General features: G+C 33.7%; 14 protein-coding genes. 12 read left to right on the plus strand and 2 right to left on the minus strand.

Annotated features, from left to right (window positions below; genetic code table 11):
* Window positions 1-118: 118 nt before the first annotated feature.
* Entirely contained in the window at window positions 119-3,622 is a 3,504-nt protein-coding gene (locus tag ABD077_RS08745) for a starch-binding protein (RefSeq protein WP_343911934.1), read from the plus strand.
* 52 nt (window positions 3,623-3,674) lie between these two features.
* On the opposite strand, the gene ABD077_RS08750 is transcribed toward ABD077_RS08745, so the two are convergent.
* Window positions 3,675-4,943: a type IX secretion system plug protein gene (locus tag ABD077_RS08750; protein WP_343911935.1), complete on the minus strand. Its 1,269-nt coding sequence runs from the start codon at window positions 4,941-4,943 to the stop codon at window positions 3,675-3,677.
* A 189-nt stretch (window positions 4,944-5,132) separates the two neighbouring features.
* Between ABD077_RS08750 and ABD077_RS08755 the strand changes: the two genes are divergently transcribed.
* Genes ABD077_RS08755 through nqrF form a run of 6 tightly spaced genes read left to right on the plus strand, consistent with a single transcriptional unit; the run spans window position 5,133 to window position 11,231 of the window.
* Window positions 5,133-6,485, plus strand: a complete 1,353-nt coding sequence (locus tag ABD077_RS08755; RefSeq protein WP_343911936.1) for a Na(+)-translocating NADH-quinone reductase subunit A — start codon at window positions 5,133-5,135, stop codon at window positions 6,483-6,485.
* A 4-nt stretch (window positions 6,486-6,489) separates the two neighbouring features.
* Window positions 6,490-7,734: an NADH:ubiquinone reductase (Na(+)-transporting) subunit B gene (locus tag ABD077_RS08760; RefSeq protein ID WP_343911937.1), complete on the plus strand. Its 1,245-nt coding sequence runs from the start codon at window positions 6,490-6,492 to the stop codon at window positions 7,732-7,734.
* Between the two features lie 2 nt (window positions 7,735-7,736).
* Entirely contained in the window at window positions 7,737-8,492 is a 756-nt protein-coding gene (locus tag ABD077_RS08765; protein WP_299602690.1) for a Na(+)-translocating NADH-quinone reductase subunit C, read from the plus strand.
* 3 nt (window positions 8,493-8,495) lie between these two features.
* Window positions 8,496-9,194: an NADH:ubiquinone reductase (Na(+)-transporting) subunit D gene (locus ABD077_RS08770; RefSeq protein WP_299602688.1), complete on the plus strand. Its 699-nt coding sequence runs from the start codon at window positions 8,496-8,498 to the stop codon at window positions 9,192-9,194.
* An 11-nt stretch (window positions 9,195-9,205) separates the two neighbouring features.
* Window positions 9,206-9,919 (plus strand): NADH:ubiquinone reductase (Na(+)-transporting) subunit E, encoded by a 714-nt coding sequence (gene nqrE / locus ABD077_RS08775; protein WP_299602685.1) that lies wholly within the window; start codon window positions 9,206-9,208, stop codon window positions 9,917-9,919.
* A gap of 1 nt (window position 9,920) precedes the next feature.
* Window positions 9,921-11,231, plus strand: coding sequence for an NADH:ubiquinone reductase (Na(+)-transporting) subunit F (gene nqrF, locus ABD077_RS08780; protein WP_299602683.1), 1,311 nt, complete (start codon window positions 9,921-9,923; stop codon window positions 11,229-11,231).
* Window positions 11,232-11,302: 71 nt separating this feature from the next.
* Here the strand turns inward: nqrF and ABD077_RS08785 are convergent, their stop codons facing one another.
* Entirely contained in the window at window positions 11,303-11,980 is a 678-nt protein-coding gene (locus ABD077_RS08785; RefSeq protein ID WP_343911938.1) for a hypothetical protein, read from the minus strand.
* Between the two features lie 194 nt (window positions 11,981-12,174).
* Between ABD077_RS08785 and ABD077_RS08790 the strand changes: the two genes are divergently transcribed.
* From ABD077_RS08790 to ABD077_RS08810, 5 genes are all read left to right on the plus strand, one after another.
* On the plus strand, window positions 12,175-13,053 hold the full coding sequence (locus ABD077_RS08790) for a DUF4846 domain-containing protein (RefSeq protein WP_343911939.1): 879 nt from the start codon (window positions 12,175-12,177) through the stop codon (window positions 13,051-13,053).
* Between the two features lie 99 nt (window positions 13,054-13,152).
* On the plus strand, window positions 13,153-16,584 hold the full coding sequence (locus ABD077_RS08795) for a VIT domain-containing protein (RefSeq protein WP_343911940.1): 3,432 nt from the start codon (window positions 13,153-13,155) through the stop codon (window positions 16,582-16,584).
* A 33-nt stretch (window positions 16,585-16,617) separates the two neighbouring features.
* Complete coding sequence (locus ABD077_RS08800) at window positions 16,618-16,995, plus strand: Na(+)-translocating NADH-quinone reductase subunit F (protein WP_343911941.1); 378 nt, start codon at window positions 16,618-16,620, stop codon at window positions 16,993-16,995.
* A 10-nt stretch (window positions 16,996-17,005) separates the two neighbouring features.
* Complete coding sequence (locus ABD077_RS08805; protein ID WP_343911942.1) at window positions 17,006-18,004, plus strand: FAD:protein FMN transferase; 999 nt, start codon at window positions 17,006-17,008, stop codon at window positions 18,002-18,004.
* Between the two features lie 167 nt (window positions 18,005-18,171).
* A complete protein-coding gene (locus ABD077_RS08810; protein ID WP_343911943.1) occupies window positions 18,172-20,877 on the plus strand; it encodes a T9SS type A sorting domain-containing protein in 2,706 nt (901 codons plus the stop codon).
* Window positions 20,878-21,054 lie beyond the last annotated feature (177 nt).

The following is a 21,054-nucleotide window of genomic DNA, read 5'->3' on the forward strand; positions in this document are numbered from 1 at the left end:
TTTGTGTTGTATTTAAGCTTATGAAGAAGTAGTGTTTGGAGAAGATGAATGGTACTTTTGAGTAGTTGAATTACGGTTTAACAATAATACTTTTTTAACAACTTAATAAACCTTTCATATGATTAAATCTAACCTAGTCTTTAGCATAGCTTTATGGTTATTTATTTTTTTTAGAGTTACTATTGGAAATGCTCAATATAATGCAGATGCACCATGGATGTCTGAAATTGTTCAAAAATCAACATCCGATACTAAAAACACATTAAAATTTAATGACTTGGTCAATGCGTTTGATCGATATTGGGAGAATAAAGATTTTGATGTAAAAGGAAACGGACATAAGCCTTTTAAAAGATGGCAGGAGTTTCATAAGAACACAGTAATGCCAAATGGTACACTACCAACATCTGATTTTTTGTGGGATGTATGGGAAGAAAAACAAAATAAGAAGGCGTATAGCAATAAAATGACGGCAAGTTGGCTTCCGATTGGGCCTTTTGATCATGATCCTACAAATTCTTGGTCGCCAGGTCAAGGGAGAATAAATGTTGGGATCATTGATCCTAATCAATCTAATGTCATGTACGTGGGAGCGCCTTCTGGAGGAATTTGGAAATCTATAGATAATGGAGAAAATTGGGAGCCTTTATCTGATGATTTGCCTCAAATTGGAGTTTCTGGTATCGCAATTAACTATAATAATTCTAATGTAATTTATATATCCACTGGCGATGATGATGCTAGTGATTCTTATGGGATAGGTGTGTTGAAATCCACTGATGGTGGAGTTACTTGGAATAAAACTGGTCTTGAAGCTTCTGATCAATACGAAATTGGGAATGATATTTATATAGATCCTGATAATTCTAATAAATTATGGGTGGCAACTAGCAGAGGTGTTTATAAAACAGAAGATGCTGGGGTAAATTGGGTAAAAACATTAGTAGGGAATATTAAGGATATAAAGATAAAACCTGGTGATTCCAATACTATCTATGCAGCAACTTCTAATACTTTTTATAAATCTACTGATGGAGGTAATAGTTTTTATGTAGTACAAAGTGGATTACCCACCAATTCTTCGCGACTTGTAATAGATGTTACTCCTGCAGATCCGAATTATGTATATGTGTTAAGTGCTGCCATTGGAAACTCTTTCCAGGGTTTGTATAAGTCAACTGATGCTGGTTCAAGCTTTCATAAAACTCAGGAAACTGAAAATATTTTAGAAAGTACGCAGGCATGGTATGATTTGGCATTAGCAGTTTCGGATCAGGATCCAGATATGGTTTTTGTAGGGTGTCTTAATGTATGGAAATCGATTGATGGAGGAGATAATTTTATAAGAGTAAATAGGTGGAATAATCCAACGGAGCCTACTTATACACATGCAGATATACATTTTTTACGTTTTTATAATGGCCGACTTTTGTGTGGAAGTGATGGAGGGATTTATGAGTCTGTAAATAACGGGATATCGTTTACAGATTTGACAAAAGGTCTTCAAATTGGCCAGTTTTATAAAATATCAGTTGCAGAGAATAGTTCCTCTGATCATTTGGTTGGTGGTTTACAAGATAATGGAGGCTATGCTTTAGATGGTTCTCAATGGAATATTTATCATGGAGCAGATGGTATGGATTGTGCTGTTCAGGGTAATGATTCAAATACATATTATGGATTTATTCAATACGGAATTAGCTTGTATAAAACAGAAGATCGAGGTAAAACTCGTAGATATTCTGGAGGAGGACCTGAAAGAGGAAATTGGGTAACGCCTTTAGTATCGGATCGTAATGGAAATATTTATGCAGGATTTAAAAGCTTCTATAAATTAGACAATGTTTCTTTTAGAAAACAAACTGATTTTGATTTTGGAGGTAGTAATATAGATCATATAGAGTTAGATCCTACAGATATGAATATAATCTACGCTGCTGATTTTAGAGATTTATATAGAAGTAAAGATCGCGGTGTGAACTGGGAGAAGATATATTCATTTCCTTCTTCAATTACTTCTATCGAAGTTCATAATGATAATAATCAAATTGTTTATGTATCAACATCAGGATCTATTAGCGGAAAAGTTTTTAGATCAGAAAACCAAGGAGTTAGTTTTCAAGATATTTCTGGGGATTTACCACCAGATGCCAAATTCGTAGTGAGACATCACAAAGGAACAGAATCTATTTATTTAGGAACTTACTTAGGAGTATATTTAAAAAATGGAGAAGAACCGTGGCAAGATTATTCTTCCAATCTTCCTAATGTAGCTGTAAGAGATTTAGAGGTAAATCTAAAGGATAATGTGTTATTAGCAGCAACCTATGGTAGAGGAGTTTGGAAAGTTCCGTTAGCTATAGAAATTCCATTAGATGAAATAGCGCCGTCTAAGCCATTAGAAGTTGTGGCATCAGAAATTGATCAGGTTTCGCTAACATTAACTTGGAATGCGTCTATGGATAATATTGCAGTTACTAGTTATGAGATTTATGAAGGAGATGAGTTTGTGAAATCGGTAAATGGTACAACTACAAATATTACAGGACTATCTGCGAATACCAGTTATGAATTTAGAATTATAGCATTAGACAGAAAAGGAAATAAATCTATTCCAAGCGATGTTACTTTCGTTACGACAGAAATGGTTTCCGAAATTACTGTAAACTTTTATAAACCATGGGGTTGGAGTGATCAGGTTCAGGTTTACTTTTTTAGTGCTTCTTTAAATACAACACTTTCTGGAACTAATGAATGGCCAGGGCAATCCATGAGTTTGTTTCCAACAACAAATTGGTATTCTTATACAGTGCAGTTGCCTGCTGGTGTTCATGAAAATGATATACGTATGGTGTTTAATGCCGATGGTAATCAAACAGATGATTTGATGCGTTCATCAGATGGTTGGTATCATGAAGGTGTTTGGAGTGCTGAGTGTCCGATAGATTGTGATGGTTTAAATGCAACAGTTATAGATATTTATTTTAATACGCCTACCTACAGCTGGAATGGGCCTTCGAATATTTATGTGTTTGATAGAAATCGAAATATTACTTTAGAAAATACCGTAGCTTGGCCTGGTCAAGCGATGGCCACTATATCAGGAACTCCATGGAAGAAATGGTCATTCATCGTTCCTAATGAAGTGTCTCCTGATGATATAGGTATTGTATTTAATGATGGTAATGGAATGCAGACGGTAGATTTAGCAAGAAATAGGACAGGATGGTTTACAGCTGGATATATCGATAATGGAAAATATGTTGGTTTCTGGAGTGATTCTTGTCCGTCATCATGTGATCAGATACCGTCAATTGATGAGGTAGAAGAATCAATTTCGACAATAGCATCTACTTCGGAACATACCGTAAAGGCGATGATTATACCTAACCCGATTAAAGAGGATTCATTTTTAAGGCTAGACTTGCCAAGTAATGGAGTCTTAGAAGTTAACCTAATAAACATATTAGGGCAAAAAAGATCAATATTTAAGGGCAATGCTATTTCTGGAAGAATGGATATTCAGCTAAATCATTTAGATAATGAACGAAAAGGAATATACTTTTACGAAATCAAACTCAATGGAACTAGACTGCATACCATAAAAGCAGTTGTGCAATAAATTTTGCAAAGAGTTTAAAAAGGGTAAAGTTTCTATTACTTTACCCTTTTTTTTAGTTTGTAATATTCCTTGAATTTCCCATTCCTTTTCCAATCGCACGATCATAACGAGCACCAGGAGCACGATAATAAGGTATAACTACGTATTCATTTTCAGTTTCATCGAAATTACCGCTAATAAAACCAGGGTCAATGGTTCCGTCAGGACGTACCAGTACATATTTGTAATTGTTGAACCCCTGTTTAAATAATTTTTTACCTGTGTAAATTCCGTTCTCTTGATCATATGTTAAGCGAGTAGACTCATCGGTTATATAATTATTGAAATTTCCGAAAAGATGAATTTCGCCACCATCTAAAGGCTCATAGCACTGCAACGCAAAATGCATCCACACGTAATCCGCTTCTGTATTGCTGTTTTCTGCTCTTAGATTTCTAACAACAAAACTACCGTTGATATCAGGATAATAAGTATAAATTCTATTACCACGTACCACATCTGTATAGAGGTAATTGTGGTAAATATCTCGTAAATCGATTCCTCTGATGTTGGCTGTAGGAGATCGTACTTCTTTATTGTCAAAGAAAAGAAATTCATTACCTGCCCAGAAGCTAGATTCAGTATCATATTTGTATACTAGATTATTGGCAACGGTAAATTGTGGAATTAAATCTGTTATCGCATTTTTCAAATCATTATTCTGAATCACTAAGGTTTTTACGTTGCGTTTAGGATTCTTCAGAATTTCATTTGGTGAGCTTATTTCGAATTGTACAGATTGTCGTGTATCGATAAATTTTAAATCTCTGGATCTTTTGGTATACACTTTAACGTTAGTCAGATTTTCATAAACAATGAATTTTCTGGAAAACACAATTTCGCCGTCGTCATCATAAATTTCGATCATATAATTCCCGCTTACTTTTAACCCTCTAGTGTCTTCATTGGGTATTCTTAAGGTATAATGACTATACATCTGTAAGGTGTTAAAAGAATTTTCGTAGTTGACTATTCTAATATCATCAAATCCGTTTAAGTATTCATTTTTGTATAAGGGAGAAGGGGTCCAGTCAAAATTATAATAGGTGATTTTGTAATAATAATCCACTTCGTCTCCATTGATATCATCAAACCTAATGGTTAATGGATCACCGAGTTTTAAAATTGGTGTGCCCGAAAATTCTTCACTACCAAAAAGTTGAATCGTTTTTATATGGTCTGGAGGCGCAACCTCTTCTGTGGTTTCTTGAGCGACAATAATTGATGGAAAGGAGCTGAAAATTCCTAAAATCAAAAAGAATTGTTTAAGTTTTTGTGACATTAATAGAATTGTTAATTGTGTAAAGATAAACAAAATGTGTGCCTAAAGATAAGTGTAGATTTTTTAGGGGTTAAATCTCTTATTTAGAAACATTATAAATAAAATCTTATAACATCACCAGCTTTCACTTACGTGTTTTAATTAGTAAATTTGCACGATTTTTTTAGTTAATTAACATAGACTACTAATATGTCAAAAGACATTCGTATCAGAAAGGGCTTAGACATTAAGCTGGTTGGTGAAGCAGAGAAGGTTACTTCTGAGGCTACCAAGAGCAATGTTTACGCAATTAAGCCTGACGATTTCCACGGTATTGTACCCAAAGTTATTGCCAAACAAGGTACAGAAGTAAAAGCCGGCGAACCCCTTTTCCACTCAAAAACTAATGAAAATATGCTTTTTCCTTCTCCGGTAAGTGGTGAAGTTGTGGAAATTGTTCGCGGTGCTAAACGAAAAATATTAACGTTCAAGATTTTAGCGGATAAAGAACAACAATTTGCCGATTATGGTGCAAAAGATGTAAAATCAATGAGTGGAGAAGATATCAAATCTCACTTATTAGCTTCTGGTTGTTGGCCGTTTATAAAGCAACGTCCGTATGATGTAATTGCTAATCCAGAAGTTGCTCCAAAAGCAATATTTATTTCTGCATATGCAACTGCACCATTGGCTGCAGATCTTGAATATGTTTTAACAGGTAAGGAAAAAGAACTACAAGCGGCTGTTACGGCATTGAGCAAGTTAACAGAAGGTGATGTCCATGTTTCTATTGGAAAAAATGGAAGTTCTCCTTTTACTGGTTTAGATAATATCACCATTCACAATGTAAGTGGCCCACATCCTGCTGGAAATGTTGGGGTACAGATCGCTAAAGTAGATCCAATTAACAAAGGAGAAGTTGTATGGGTAGTAAATCCTCAAGACTTAGTGATTATTGGAGAGTTGTTGTTAACGGGGAAATTTAATGCTGAGCGTATTATTGCGCTAGCAGGATCTTCTGTTAAAAGCCCTAAGTATTTTAAAACAAAAATAGGTGCAGAAGTATCTTCAGTAGTATATGATTCTGGTGTAAATGATAATAATATACGAGTGATCAGTGGTAATGTTCTTACCGGAGATAATGTAAAACCTGATGGTCATTTAGGTTTTTATCATGATATGATCACTGTAATTCCGGAAGGAAATGATTATGAGTTTTTTGGATGGAATAAGCCAATTTTTAATAAAATTTCTCCTTCTAGAGCATTGACTTTTTCTTGGTTATTCCCAAATAAAAAGTATGATTTAAATACGAATACGAATGGAGAGCATAGAGCGTTTGTAGTTACTGGTAACTACGAAAGTGTTTTTCCAATGGATATTTATCCGTTACAAATCTTAAAAGCTTGTGCTGTAAATGATTTGGATGCTATGGAACAGTTAGGAATGTATGAAGTAGCTCCTGAAGATTTTGCGTTGACTGAGTTCATATGTGTGTCTAAACAACCACATCAGCAAATCATCAGAGAAGGATTAGATTTAATGTTAAAAGAAATAGGATAGAGTCATGAGTTTAAAAAGTAAATTACATAACTTAAAACTTAAGTATAAAGGGACAAAGATGGCACCTGCATTTAATGCAATCCATACTTTTTTGTATTTACCGGACGAAACTACACATTCTGGAGCTCATGTAAGAGCTGCTGATGATCTAAAACGTACGATGAATACAGTGATTATGTCACTAGTTCCATGTTTGATATTTGGTATGTTCAATGCAGGATATCAGCATTATTTAGCACTTGGAGAAATAGAAGCGGCTTCTAATGGTTTTTTTAGTGCTGCTTTTTGGTCTTTGGATAATTTAGTTATTGGATTGTGGAAGATTTTACCGTTAGTAGTAATTTCCTATGGAGTTGGATTGGCAGTAGAATTTTTATTTGCGGTAATCAAAGGACATGAAGTAGAAGAAGGGTATTTGGTAACAGGTATGTTAGTTCCATTGATCGTACCAGTGGATACTCCATTATGGATGTTAGCAGTTGCAGTAATTTTTGGAGTAGTTATTGGTAAAGAAGTGTTTGGTGGTACGGGAATGAATATCTTAAATCCCGCTTTAACGATTAGAGCATTTTTATTCTTTGCGTATCCAACATGGATGTCAGGTGATAAAGTATGGGTACATGGAGCAGTAGAAAGAGCAAATGAAATTGCTGGTGGAGCCCAATTAGATGCAATATCAGGAGAGACAATTCTTGGAGGACTAGCTCAAGGAAAAAATATCATAGGGTCAGGTGATGCTACATACTCAGTTATGGATGCTTTTTACGGATTCATTCCTGGTTCTGTAGGAGAAACATCTGCATTGTTGATCTTATTAGGAGCAGCGTTTTTGATCTTTACTAAAATTGGAAGTTGGAGAATCATGTTAAGTGCAGTTATCGGAACTTTAGTGATGGGATTAATATTCAACGGAGTTACAAATGCAGGTTGGATTTCGGAATCAAGTAAGTTTTATGCTTTAATGAATCTAGAATTCTGGAAACACCTTATTGTAGGTGGAATTGCATTTGGTATAGTGTTTATGGCTACAGATCCAGTAACAGCTTCACAAACGAATAAAGGAAAATGGATTTATGGATTCTTGATTGGATTTATCTCGATATTGATAAGAGTATTTAATCCAGCATATCCAGAAGGAGTATTCTTAGCAATATTATTAATGAATGTTTTCGCTCCAACTATTGATCACTATGTGGTTCAAGGAAATGTGAAGAAGAGAATGAAACGTCTAAAATTAAAAACAGCTTAACGATGGCGATTAATACAGATAAAAATTCATATACGATCATCTTTGCGATTGCAATGGTGGTTGTAGTAGGCGCCTTATTAGCAGGAATATCTTCAGTTTTAAAACCTAATATCACTGCTAATAAAATTACAGAGAAGCAGCAAAATATTTTGTTTGCTATGGGAGTTACTGATACCGAAGATCCTAATGAGTTTGTTCCTGCAGAAAAAGCGGAAGAACTTTTTAATAAGTATGTAGGTGATGAAAAATATATCATTGTAGGTGATGTTGCAGAGAAGACTGAAGATGCTTTTAACATCGAGGTGAAAAAGGAGAATGATAAATTAAAGCAAGACCCTAATTACAAACGTAAAATGCCTTTATTCATCGGTAAAAAAGATGGAGAGGAGTTTTATATTGTTCCAATGAGAGGAAATGGTCTTTGGGATGCGATCTGGGGATATGTGTCTTTAGATAAAGAGTTTAAGAAGGTAAAAGGAGCATTTTTTGATCATAAAGGAGAAACTCCTGGATTAGGTGCTAATATTAAAGAAGCATATTTTAGAGATGACTTTATTGGAGAAAGCATATTAGATGCTGCTGGAAACTATAAAGGGATTACGGTAAAGAAAGGTAATGGAGATCCTAAGAATGTGAGAAAAGATGATAATGCTGTGGATGCTATGGCGGGAGCTACGATCACTGGTGATGGTGTTACAGCTATGGTAAAGAAAGGGATTAAAATGTATCAACCTTATTTCGCAACTTTAAAAAAATAACAAATGGCTGAAGTAACAGAAGAAAAAGTTGAAGTTAAAGCAAAAGAGCCTAAAGAGCCATTGTTTTCGAAGAAGAATAAAAAGCTATTAACAGATCCACTTGCAGATAATAATCCTATTACAATTCAGGTATTAGGTATTTGTTCTGCATTAGCAATTACTGCGCAGTTAAAGCCATCTATCGTAATGGCAATTTCGGTAGTATTTGTTTTAGGAATCGGTAATGTGGTAATCTCATTGATGAGAAATATCATTCCTTCTAAGATTAGAATTATCGTACAATTGGTAGTTGTTGCTACCTTAGTAATTGTGGTTGATCAAGTACTAAAAGCATTTGCATATACGCTCAGTAAAGAACTTTCGGTATTTATTGGTTTGATTATTACCAACTGTATTATCATGGGACGTTTTGAAGCATTTGCTTTGGGTAATGGTCCTTGGAAATCTTTCCTAGATGGTATTGGTAATGCAGCAGGATACGGAGTATTGTTGATCATCGTTGCTTTCTTTAGAGAGTTATTAGGATCAGGAACGTTATTCGGAGCTAAAGTATTAGGAGATCCGATTGAAAAGACTGGAGTCTACGCTTTTGGATATGAGAATAATGGTTTTATGGTGTTAGCACCAATGGCATTGATCACGGTGGGAATCATTATCTGGATCCAAAGAAGTAGAAATAAAGCATTAATTGAAGATCATTAAAATAAAGAAACATGGAATATTTAGAGTTATTTTTAAAATCGATCTTTATAGATAATATGGTATTCGCATTCTTTTTAGGAATGTGTTCATACCTTGCGGTTTCCAAAAAAGTATCTACTGCGGTAGGTCTTGGAGCAGCCGTTATATTTGTTTTGGCAATTACAGTGCCTTTAAACTTTTTATTAGATAAGTATATTCTTAGAGAAGGTGCTTTGGTTTGGTTAGGTCCTGAATATGCAGATTACGACCTAAGTTTCTTAACATTTATTTTATTCATTGCTACTATAGCAACTATGGTACAATTGGTAGAGATTATTGTAGAGAAGTTTTCTCCGTCCTTATACAATTCATTAGGTATATTTTTACCACTTATCGCGGTAAACTGTGCGATTCTTGGAGGATCATTATTTATGCAACAAAAAGAATTTGCAACGATTTCACATGCTGCGGTTTATGGAATAGGATCCGGGATAGGATGGTTCTTAGCAATTTTAGCGATTGCCGCTATTAGAGAAAAGATCAGATATTCTAATGTACCTGCTCCGTTAAGAGGATTAGGAATAACCTTTATACTTACTGGTTTAATGGCGATTGGTTTCATGAGTTTTGGAGGAATGTTAACAGGTGGAGAAGAAGAAGAGGCCAAAAAGAAAGAAACTGTGCAAGTGAAAGAAGAGACTGCTAAAGAAGTAGCAGAAAATACTAACGTTTCAATACTTAAATAATATGATATTTTTAGCATCTACAGTTGGAACAATCGTTATCACCATTATTTCATTTTTGGTGTTAACATTGGTTTTAGTTGGGATTTTATTGTTTGCAAAAGACAAATTATTACCATCAGGACCTGTAAAGATTACCATTAATGGAGAAAAGGAGATAGAAGTAGCTTCTGGAGGTACTTTATTATCTACTTTGGGTAATGAAAAAATATTTTTACCATCTGCTTGTGGTGGTGGTGGAACCTGTATACAATGTGAATGCCACGTATTAGAAGGTGGAGGAGAAGCATTACCTACAGAAACGCCACACTTTTCTCGTAAAGAGTTACAGCATGGAGCGCGTTTAGCTTGTCAGGTAAAAGTAAAACAAGATATGAATATCGAAATACCAGAAGAGGTATTTGGTATTAAGAAATGGGAAGCAGAAGTAGTACGTAACTATAACGTGGCTTCTTTTATCAAGGAATTTGTGGTTCGTATTCCAGAAGATATGGGATATAAAGCAGGAGGATATATTCAGATAGAAATTCCACCTTGTGAAATTAAATATTCTGATATTGATATTACTGCGCATCCAGAGGAGCATGAAACTCCAGACAAATTCAAAGCGGAATGGGATAAGTTTGGTTTATGGCCATTAGTGATGAAGAATGGAGAAACTGTAGAAAGAGCTTATTCTATGGCCTCTTACCCGGCAGAAGGAAGAGATATTATGCTAAATGTTCGTATTGCTACTCCGCCTTGGGATAGAAGTAAGAATGCTTGGATGGATGTTAATCCAGGTGTGGCATCTTCTTATATTTTCGCACAGAAACCAGGAGATAAAGTGACTATCTCTGGTCCTTACGGAGAATTCTTTATCAATGAATCTGAAGCAGAAATGCTTTACGTAGGTGGTGGTGCAGGAATGGCGCCAATGCGTTCTCACCTGTATCATTTATTCAAAACCTTAGAAACTGGTCGTAAAGTTACCTATTGGTACGGAGGACGTTCTAAGAGAGAATTATTCTATTTAGATCATTTCCAGCAGTTAGAAGATAAGTTTCCTAACTTTAAATTCTATTTAGCTTTATCTGAGCCTTTAGAAGAGGATAATTGGAAAGTAAAGAAAGATATCAATGATACGGAAGGTGATGGATTTGTAGGGTTTATTCACAATTGTGTGATCGATAATTATCTGAATCACCATGATGCACCAGAGGATATAGAATTATATTTCTGTGGTCCACCGTTAATGAACAAAGCAGTTCAAAAAATGGGAGAAGATTTTGGTATTCCTGATGAGAATATCAGATTCGATGACTTTGGAGGATAGGACATCTAGTGTCTATAATATACTTTTAAAAACCGATACAAAAATGTATCGGTTTTTTATTTGCCTTGATTTTATATTCGATATAGAACTCCAAAAAACACACTATCCAATCCTATAGAAGTAACAAATCGATCGTTTTCGAAAGAAGATATACTGTTGTTATCCAGGCTTACTGTATTCCCTTTGGTTTTTTCATATCCGATTCTACCGACTTTAGATGTTAAGGATAACCTTTTGTTTAGAAATATGTTAATTCCTGGACTTAAACCAATAGCAAGGCTTTCAGTTTTTCTTTCTCCTGTAGCAACTAAAACTTGGTTGTTGTAAGATTTATTATCTCCAGATAATTTAGTATAAGAGGTGGAGATTTCTGAAAAAAGTGTAATTCTCTTCTGTGGTGTGAAAAAGTATTTGCTAGATATACCTACTATATAACCAGATTCTTCATTTCTAAATGACGTTGGTGATTCGGAGTATTGATTAAGATATCCTAAATTGGCTCCTAGCATAAAATGATCAGATATAAAATATCCAATTTCCGGAACTATAGCTAGGTTACTGCTTTTTTGTTCATTACTAAAAGAATCTATGTCACTATTAAATTCTGAAGAGCTATTCCTTTTTGAGTAATTTATAGATCCAGCGATTGTAAAATCTCCTTTGTTGAACCCATATGTTGTTTCATCTTGAGCAATAGTATTTGAGTACCCTAGTAAAGCTACTAGGATTGATAAAATAAAAGTTTTCATTAGTCTGAAATTTAAGATTAAAATTATATTCAAATACCGGTATTGTTGCTTCTAATGACGTTTCACTTAAAATGGTGTTTGTTAATAAAATCCCAAATTTGATGGTTGTTGTTTTTTTATGTTTATTTCTGCAACGGATAGTAAATATTGGTGTTCTTTCTTAATTAGAGTGTTCTTAAATTAGTCGGTTTCGTATGAAAAAATATGTTTTTGTTGGATTGGTAATAGTTGTTTTAATTCTTTTGATTAGAACCACTTCTAAAGGTAGACATCTAACAAATCATGTAAAGGGAACAATAACAGAAATGGTTTCCTCTCCTAATTATATCAATAAAGAAGGTGATTCGATTCTTACCCGAGTAGCGTTGCCTGATGGTTACAAAAGGAAAGAATATTCTAAAGGTTCTTTCCAGGACTATTTACGGAATTACCCATTGAAAACTTACGGATCGCCAATTATAAATTATGATGACAGTAAGTATTTTGCTCAGCATTGGCATGACGCTATTTTAGAAGTTCCAGTTCCAAAAAATGGATTGCAACAATGTGCTGATGCACTGATGCGATTAAGAGCTGAATATTTATGGGAGAAGAATCGGAAAGACGAAATTGGTTTTAATTTTACTTCTGGGCACTATTGTTCATGGAAAAAATATGCTGAAGGGTATAGACCAAAAATAAATGGCAATAAAGTTAGCTTTCATAAAACAGCTGCTGCAAACTATTCTGAAGCAAGTTTTTACAAATATTTGAATTTGATTTTCACCTATGCTGGCACCTTATCTTTAAGTACAGAACTTCCAAAAGTTGATATAAAGGATTTAAAAATAGGAGATATGTTAGTAAAACCTGGAACTCCTGGTCATATAGAGATTATTGTTGATCATGCTGTTGATGAAAATGGGAAATCACTCTTCTTGTTAGCTCAAGGAAATACTCCAGCTCAAAATGTATGTTTACTTAAAAATTTTGAAGATACCAAGATCTCTCCATGGTATAGGTTTACAGAAAATGAATCCGTATATACTCCAAGTTATTATTTTGAAAATCCAATTTTTATTAGGTTTAAGTAATTCTTAGGTTTACTCACTCAAAAGATAACTTCCCTCATTTTTGGTTTTAGTTATCACTACTTATTAGGAGGTTTGTTTTAAATACAAAATAAACCAATCATGAAAAAATCATTTGTACTTGTTGTTTTTTTATTAAGTTTTAAGGTGTTCTTTTCTCAAGAAATCCCTGTCGTTCAGATAGATGATTCTCTACAGTTAAAGCTTTCGACCTTAAAAGTCGAAGTTAAAATTATTGGAAATTTCGCCACTACTACATACGATATGCAATTTTATAATGAATTGGATAGAACGTTAGAAGGAGAATTAAGATTCCCATTAGGAGAAGGGCAAACTGTTTCTGGCTTTGCCATGGATGTAAATGGGGAGATGCGAGATGCAGTTATTGTCGAAAAAGAGAAGGCAAGAGTTGCATTTGAGAATACAGTTAGGCAAAATATTGATCCAGGTCTTTTAGAGAAAACACAAGGAAATAATTATAAAGCCAGAATCTATCCCATTTTGCCTAAACAAAATAAACGAATTACGATTACATATGAGCAAGAACTATTAGATAGAAATCATGTAAAACAATATGAATTACCACTAAACTTCACAAAACCACTTGATGAATTTATAGTAGATTTTGAAGTGTTTAAAGATATAACACCAATTACTGATTCTGATGAATTGACTTTTGTGAAAAAAGATGGGAAATTTAAAGGATCATTACATAAAAAAAGTTACCTAGCTTCTACGTCGATTTTTTTAGAAATTCCAAAGCAAACTGATGCTGAGCACGTAACTACATATCATGATTTTTTCTATTTAAACAAACAGTTAGAGCCTAGTATGAGGTTAAAGAAAAAACCCAAAAGTATAACAATACTGTGGGATGCATCACTCTCTAATAAGTATAGAAAACTGAAAAAAGAGTTAGAGTTATTACAACTATATTTTAATTATTTACAAGATATTAATGTTCAATTTATTCCTTTTGGTCAATCTGTTGTTAGCAATAGAAATTATAAAATTGTTAATGGTGAATGGACAGTTTTGAAAGAAGAAATTGAAAAAGTATGTTATGACGGAGGGACTTCATTAAGTTTTTTAGACGATCTAAATATAAAGTCTGACGAGATTTTACTTTTTACAGATGGATTAGTCAATCTTGGTGGATTCACAAAGAAAATTAAAAAGAGTATTTATACCGTGAATTCTTCTGTTTCTGGAGATCATACATATTTGAATAGGGTTGCTACAAATACCGGAGGGAACTATATGAATCTTAATAGATTTGGTTCCAAAGATGCTTTGCAAATTCTACAGCAAGAAACCTATCAGTTTTTGGGAATAAAGAAAAATGAAAAGGTAGAAGAAATCTATCCTAAAAAAAATACAAATGTGCTATCTGATTTTTCATTATCTGGAAGATTTAAAGAAAATACAGTCATTACACTACTATTTGGTTATGGAAATAAAGTTACTAATATGATTAAAATTCCTGTGATAAAGCAAACTGGTGATAGGACTGTAAAGAGGCTTTGGGCAAAGCAAAAATTAAAGTTTCTAATGGCTGACAAGAAAGAAAACAGGAAACAAATTATAACACTTGCAAAACAACATGATCTGATCACCGAATATACTTCGATGTTAATACTAGATAGGATTGAGGATTATGTTAGATATCGAATAGAACCTCCAAAAGAATTACGAGAAGCTTATAAAGAACGTGTAGCAAACATCGAAGAAGACGAACGATATAAAAAAGAAGAAATAGAAGAGAGAAGGAGAGAGTTATTTGAAAATTATGAAGATTTACATGAATGGTACGCTACAACATTTCCAAGAATAAAAGAAAAAGTAAAACCTCAAAAAAATTCAAGAAATACAAATAATGATCAAAATGCACAACAACATGCTAATACTGATACTTCTCGAGAACCAGAAAGTAATACAAATAATGCAGTTGTAGATACTAATAGAAATAGATTGGATACTACCAAAAGAATAGTCTCTGGTACAGTAACCGACCAAGAAGGTCTTCCGCTTCCTGGAGTAAATGTTTGGGTAGAAGGAACACAAAGAGGGACTCAAACAGATTTTGATGGAAATTTTAAAATTAATGCCGAAACTGAGCAAGAATTAAATATATCATACATAGGTTTTACATCTAAAAAAGTTGTCGCTACCAATTCTAGTGGTTTGCAAATAAAATTGAATGAAGATGAATCACTTTTAGAAGAAGTAGTTGTGATGGGATATGGTACACAACAGAAAAAATCAATTACTGCCTCAGTTGTTAGTGTGAAAAGTGAGTCGTTTTCGGAGGCTGTTGCAGGAGTTGTAACGGGCGTTGAAGTCGATCAAACAGAATCAGTAGTTATTAGAGGTCTGGCATCTATAAATAATAGTAGTTCAGAACCCTTGTATATCGTAGATGGAGTTCCTGTAAATGGAAATCCAACCAAAGATTTGTTACCAGATGATATCGAATCCGTCCAGGTTTTGAAAGAAGCCAACGCTTCTGCAATCTATGGGTCTCAAGGACATAATGGTGTTATTGTTATTACTACAAAGGATGGAAAAGAAAATAATACTGAAAAAATCGATGAGCTCAATCAAAAAATCTCTGAGAAAATTGACTTGAAATCATGGAATCCAGATACTCCATATCTTAAGATCTTAGAAAAAGAAAAAACGGTCGAGCAAGCTTATGCTAAATATTTAGAAATTAGAGAGCAATATCAGAACACTCCAGCATTTTATTTAGATGTCGCAGGTTTTTTTGATAATAAAAAGGAAAAGACTAAAGCTATTCAGATAGTAACGAACCTTATAGAAGTTGACCTAGATAATCATGAACTGATGAGAGCGTTAGCTTATAAATTGGAATATTTTGAACAGCATGAACTTGCGGTTGTTGTATATGAGAAAATATTAGAATTAAGACCAGAAGAACCACAATCTTATAGAGATTTGGGATTAGCATATGAAGCTATAGGTGAGTATCAAAGAAGTTTTGACTTATTGTATAAAGTATATAATGGTGAGCTATTGGAAAAAGATGAGGATGAACGTTTTTTGGGTATTGAACAGCTAGCATACGTAGAAATTTGTAGATTAGTTTCTAAATATCATAAAAAACTTAAATTATCTAAATTGGAGAGGAATTTGTTTAAAGATATTCCTGTGGATATTCGAGTTGTTATCGATTGGAATCATAATGATACAGATATTGATTTATGGGTTATTGATCCAAATGAGGAGAAAGGTTATTTTAGTAATAAAGAAACTGAAATTGGAGGTAGATTATCTGATGATATGACCGAAGGTTATGGACCAGAGGAATATATGCTTAAAAATGCTATAGAAGGTAATTATAAAGTGATGATTGATTATTATACAGATACTGTACAGAAAATATCAGGACCAACGATTTTGAAAGTCACCTTATTTACCAATTATGGGAAGAAAAATGAATCTAAGAAAGTTAGTATTGTTAGACTAGGTAAGGAAGAAGAAGAAATAGAGATTGGCAACTTAAAATTTTAAAACAAATAGCTTAATAAGTATCTTTGCGACCCTATGTCCAGAATTTTAACGAAACAAGAATTGCATAATCTAGCAATGAATATTGTTGGAGAAGATTTAGAGAAGAAAGGTTATGAATTTATCGCTATTAATAGCAAATTAGGTAAGCATCCGCAGTTTGTATGTATCGATAAATCTAATCAGCGTTATTTTGTAATCGTCAAAGCGATTGCGTATCCAGATAATCCACATAATTATGATATGATTTGGATGGAAGCTTTTAAGAAACATGCCAGAGAACAAGAAGCTAAAGTATTTTATGCTGGAGTGGGATTGCAAAACTCGGAGAACCCAAACAAGCCTGTGTTTTTGAATGAAGAATATGTGTTAGAATATGCCGGACTACAAATAATAGAAACACATCTCAATTAATTTTTTTAGAATGAGAAACCTTCTTTTTTTATTTCTTTTTGTAAGTGTATTTTCTTGTAAACAAACTCCAAAAAATCATTTAAACTATACCAATGGAAACGCTTTTGGAACATCATTTTCTGTTCAGTTTATAGCTCCTAAAGAAATTGATCTTTCTGCATCTTATGATAGTATCGTTGCTGTTATCAATACCTCTATGTCAACCTATCAAAAGGATTCTGATATATCTAAAATTAATAGTGGAGATACTACGATAGTTATTGATAGTCACTTTAAGAAAGTATTTCAAGCATCAAAAAAGATATACAAACAAACAGATGGTGTTTTTGACCCTACTATAGGCGTTTTAGTAAATGCTTGGGACTTTGGTCCAGAAGGTAAAGTAATAGCACTAGATAGTATTAAAATAGATAGTTTGTTGGTTTCCGTAGGGTTAAATAAGGTTAGTTTACAAAATGATAAAATTGTAAAACAATACCCTAATACATTTATTGATTTTAATGCTTTGGCAAAAGGATATGCAGTAGATGTTTTTGCCGAGTTTTTAGAAACTAAAAATATAGAAAACTATTTAGTTGAAATCGGTGGTGAAATTAGAGGTAAAGGAAGTAATTTGATCAAAGAAAAGCCTTGGAGAATAGGAGTAGAAGATCCTAATTTTGATGATACTCAGTCTTATAGTAAAGTAATAACTTTACAAGAAGGAGCTATGGCAACTTCTGGAAGCTATCGTAAGTTTAAAATCGACAAAAATGGGAATCGATATGCTCATATAATTAATACTAAAACAGGCTATCCTTCTAAATCAAACGTGTTTAGTGTTTCTGTTCTTGCAAAAAGTTGTATGGAAGCTGACGCATATGCCACAGCATTCATGTCTATGGGATTAGAAAAATCAAAAGATTTTTTAAGCGCACATCCCGAAATAAAAGTGTACTTCATTTACGAAAATGATCAGAAAGAAATAACAACCCTTGCTGTTAATGGTTTTGGAGGTAAAGAGAAATAGAATTAATACTTACACCTTTATTATTTCATGGAAATGATACTGTTATGTTTTTAGGCTCATAGGTGATCATAAAATAAAAAGTTAGTCTTTTCGTTATGTTGCTCACACAACTAACTCAACTAATGAACCTGAAATTTTTATTTTTCATATGCATAGGAAGTATGTATATGGCTTCTTCTCAAACTACTAAGCAAGGCGGTTTTTTATATGGATGGGATCAATATACTTCAGACACTTATACGGGACTTGGTTCTAGAAATGTGAATTGGAATTCTGATGGAATGAATTCAATTGTTCATGCTCCAGAAATCGGAATTCATCCACGAGTGTATTTTGGTCCTTCGGAAATACCAGAAATTAAAAATAGATTAGAAAACACACAAAGTGGACAAGCAATTACATCCGTATTAAGAGCCTATTCTATCTTACTGCATCTTGGTTATCAAGGGTATAATCAAAATGCAGTCTATGCTAAAGATGCTTTTGGCAATAGGTATATTGATAACGCAGGTGCTTGGAGTGCTTCGCCATATTTTCAGAAATTAAAAGATAAAGATCCGACTGTTTGGCAAGGTGTGGATACAAAGAGAAAACATCGTGTTGCTGCTTTAATGTCTATAGAAGCTTTTTTATGTCTTATTTTTCAAAATGAAAGTACTGATCCAGTGATAGCAAAGACCTATCAGGAACGGGCAAATGAACTTGCTGATGCTATGCATTTTTGGGCAACTTTAGCATTAGAAGATGATTCAGTTAATCCCAACGGGCAAAATTTCAATAATTTTGGAGGCACTCATATGGCTTTGTGCTATGACCTCAATTACGAGGCACTTTCAGAAACGGAAAGAGAGGATATGAGAATGGCGTTAAATAAGATTATACCGGATACTCCAAGACACGGAAAAAACTTAGCCTGTTTTGCAAATACTAGTAATTGGAGTACCTTAAATAGTTTCGAGATCATAATAAATCTAGCAATCGAAGGAGAAAATGGGTATAAACCCAATTTAACAAAGGATTGGATGCGATCATTGCATAATTTTATTAATTACGGATGGTACCCATCTGGAGCGGGATATGAAGGGTTAGGGAAAAATTATCAATTTGTTACTACTTTAATCGCTGCAGCTAAAAGAGGATATAGCTTATTACCTCATCCTCATGTTAGAGCTTATGGTGAAAATTATCTTACTGCAATAATGCAGCCTTTTGGAGAAGGATTTACTAGCTATGATGTTTGGGGCGGTTCTGGAGCGCATCCAGTTTTAGGTAAATATAAATTTAATTCTTCCGATGCTGTTGGCCTTAAATATGCCTTTCCAGAGAACGATAAAATAGATTTCGTATGGAGAAATTATATCGACGGTTGGTCTAATAATGATTCCAGAGGATATGTATACGCACAAATACCTCCTGATGATAGTTATAATAACTATTTGATTCCTGCTGCAGTATTTGCTATGGATTATGCAACCGATAGTTGGCAATCACAAGCTAATCAGGTAATCACTGAAGACTATTTAGCATTAGATAGAGGACTTGCGGTTTTTAAGAGTAGTTCAGATAAAGGTGCATTGTCAGTACAATTTCATGCAAGACAAGATATGGGCGGTCATACTCATGGAGACCGATTGGATTTTACATTAAGCGGATTAGGACGAATTTGGATCCGAAAGACATATGGAGGTAGTCAGTTTCAGCCTTCTAAGTATCATTCTATGGTATTGGTAAATGATCAAGGAGTCCCGGTTACAGATAGAGATGGTGATAAAAGTAGACAGCCTGCAACAATTTTGGACTATAATTTTTCTTCTGAAATATCTACCATAACAGCTGATGCCACCCATGCATATTCGTGGGAGTGGCATTGGAATGATAGATTAGCGAGTCAGGATCATCAATGGTTGGATACTGATGGATGGAAAAAGGTGACTGAAACTTTTAATGATTTTTTAAAAGTACCGAAGACAGAGCCTCATTTTAATATTCCCATATATGATTATGAACATTGGCATAAGCCTGAAAATCTCGAGCGAATTGTAAAGAAGGAGGTAAATCCAATGCAAAAAGTAGTGAGGACTATTGGATTGCTTAGAGAAAAACACCCTTTGTTACTTGTTGTAGATGACGTGCAAAAAGATGAGAATGAACAAAATTATAAATGGACTGCTCAAATCGCTAGAGGTTTAGAATTGGAGCGATATGAAGTGAATTTGGATAATGAAGATTATAAAAATGATATAATACTTAAAGAACCTTCAGCAGATGGAAACAGAAGGTTGCTTGTTCGTGTTTTGGAAAATACTAATTATGATGGTACTACCAATCCTGGCTATATAGAAGTGTTAGATTATGTTGATATTTTTACAGGAATCCCATTTACTCCAAATCCTAATTGGGAGCGGAAACGACTAGTTGTAGAAAGTAATAGTGTTTCTCCTGATTTTAAAGTACTGTTATTTCCTTTTAGGGAAGGAGATCAGTTGCCAATTACAAATTGGAATACAGATAAAAGCTTGTTAACAATCACTTTTTCAGATGAAGTAAGAAATATTAAATTTTACAAGAATGACGAAGGAAACACAGCAATAGAACTTGTAGATGATACATTAGGTGTCGAAGAAAATGATGTTGCAGTCAACTTAGTTGTCTATCCTAATCCATCTAGCAAAATATTAAGGATAGATACTTCTGAGACTATTTATGGAATAGAAGTGTATTCTTCTATTGGAAGTTTGTTAAAAACTATTCATAAAAAAGATTCAGCTGATTTTAAAGAAATAGACTTATCTGGAATGGTATCGGGTATTTATTTTTTTAAGGTGTATCTGGATAACAAAAAGAGTGTACTTAAAAAAATTGTAATTGAATAACATTATAGTCATTTAACTGTACCACCAGTTTACTAACTCAGAGGGCAGGTTCCCTAGTTTTGGTTTTCTTTTTACAGGTGCTCCAATTAGTTTTAAGGTGTATTGCAAAAGGGATAGTATAATTAGCAACATAGCTACTTGTTAATTCGTCTTTTGTAGAGAAGCTTACTTTTTATG

The organism is Aquimarina litoralis (assembly GCF_039523995.1).
In the GTDB taxonomy this organism is placed as follows: domain Bacteria; phylum Bacteroidota; class Bacteroidia; order Flavobacteriales; family Flavobacteriaceae; genus Aquimarina; species Aquimarina litoralis.

What these genes read in the sequence shown, in the direction of transcription:
- ABD077_RS08755 (WP_343911936.1), top strand. Translation starts at nt 5,133, where the DNA reads ATGTCAAAAGACATTCGTATCAGAAAGGGCTTAGACATTAAGCTGGTT.
- nqrF (WP_299602683.1), top strand. Translation starts at nt 9,921, where the DNA reads ATGATATTTTTAGCATCTACAGTTGGAACAATCGTTATCACCATTATT.
- nqrE (WP_299602685.1), top strand. Translation starts at nt 9,206, where the DNA reads ATGGAATATTTAGAGTTATTTTTAAAATCGATCTTTATAGATAATATG.
- ABD077_RS08805 (WP_343911942.1), top strand. Translation starts at nt 17,006, where the DNA reads ATGAGAAACCTTCTTTTTTTATTTCTTTTTGTAAGTGTATTTTCTTGT.
- ABD077_RS08765 (WP_299602690.1), top strand. Translation starts at nt 7,737, where the DNA reads ATGGCGATTAATACAGATAAAAATTCATATACGATCATCTTTGCGATT.
- ABD077_RS08770 (WP_299602688.1), top strand. Translation starts at nt 8,496, where the DNA reads ATGGCTGAAGTAACAGAAGAAAAAGTTGAAGTTAAAGCAAAAGAGCCT.
- ABD077_RS08750 (WP_343911935.1), bottom strand. Translation starts at nt 4,943, where the DNA reads ATGTCACAAAAACTTAAACAATTCTTTTTGATTTTAGGAATTTTCAGC.
- ABD077_RS08745 (WP_343911934.1), top strand. Translation starts at nt 119, where the DNA reads ATGATTAAATCTAACCTAGTCTTTAGCATAGCTTTATGGTTATTTATT.
- ABD077_RS08760 (WP_343911937.1), top strand. Translation starts at nt 6,490, where the DNA reads ATGAGTTTAAAAAGTAAATTACATAACTTAAAACTTAAGTATAAAGGG.
- ABD077_RS08810 (WP_343911943.1), top strand. Translation starts at nt 18,172, where the DNA reads ATGGCTTCTTCTCAAACTACTAAGCAAGGCGGTTTTTTATATGGATGG.
- ABD077_RS08785 (WP_343911938.1), bottom strand. Translation starts at nt 11,980, where the DNA reads ATGAAAACTTTTATTTTATCAATCCTAGTAGCTTTACTAGGGTACTCA.
- ABD077_RS08800 (WP_343911941.1), top strand. Translation starts at nt 16,618, where the DNA reads ATGTCCAGAATTTTAACGAAACAAGAATTGCATAATCTAGCAATGAAT.
- ABD077_RS08790 (WP_343911939.1), top strand. Translation starts at nt 12,175, where the DNA reads ATGAAAAAATATGTTTTTGTTGGATTGGTAATAGTTGTTTTAATTCTT.
- ABD077_RS08795 (WP_343911940.1), top strand. Translation starts at nt 13,153, where the DNA reads ATGAAAAAATCATTTGTACTTGTTGTTTTTTTATTAAGTTTTAAGGTG.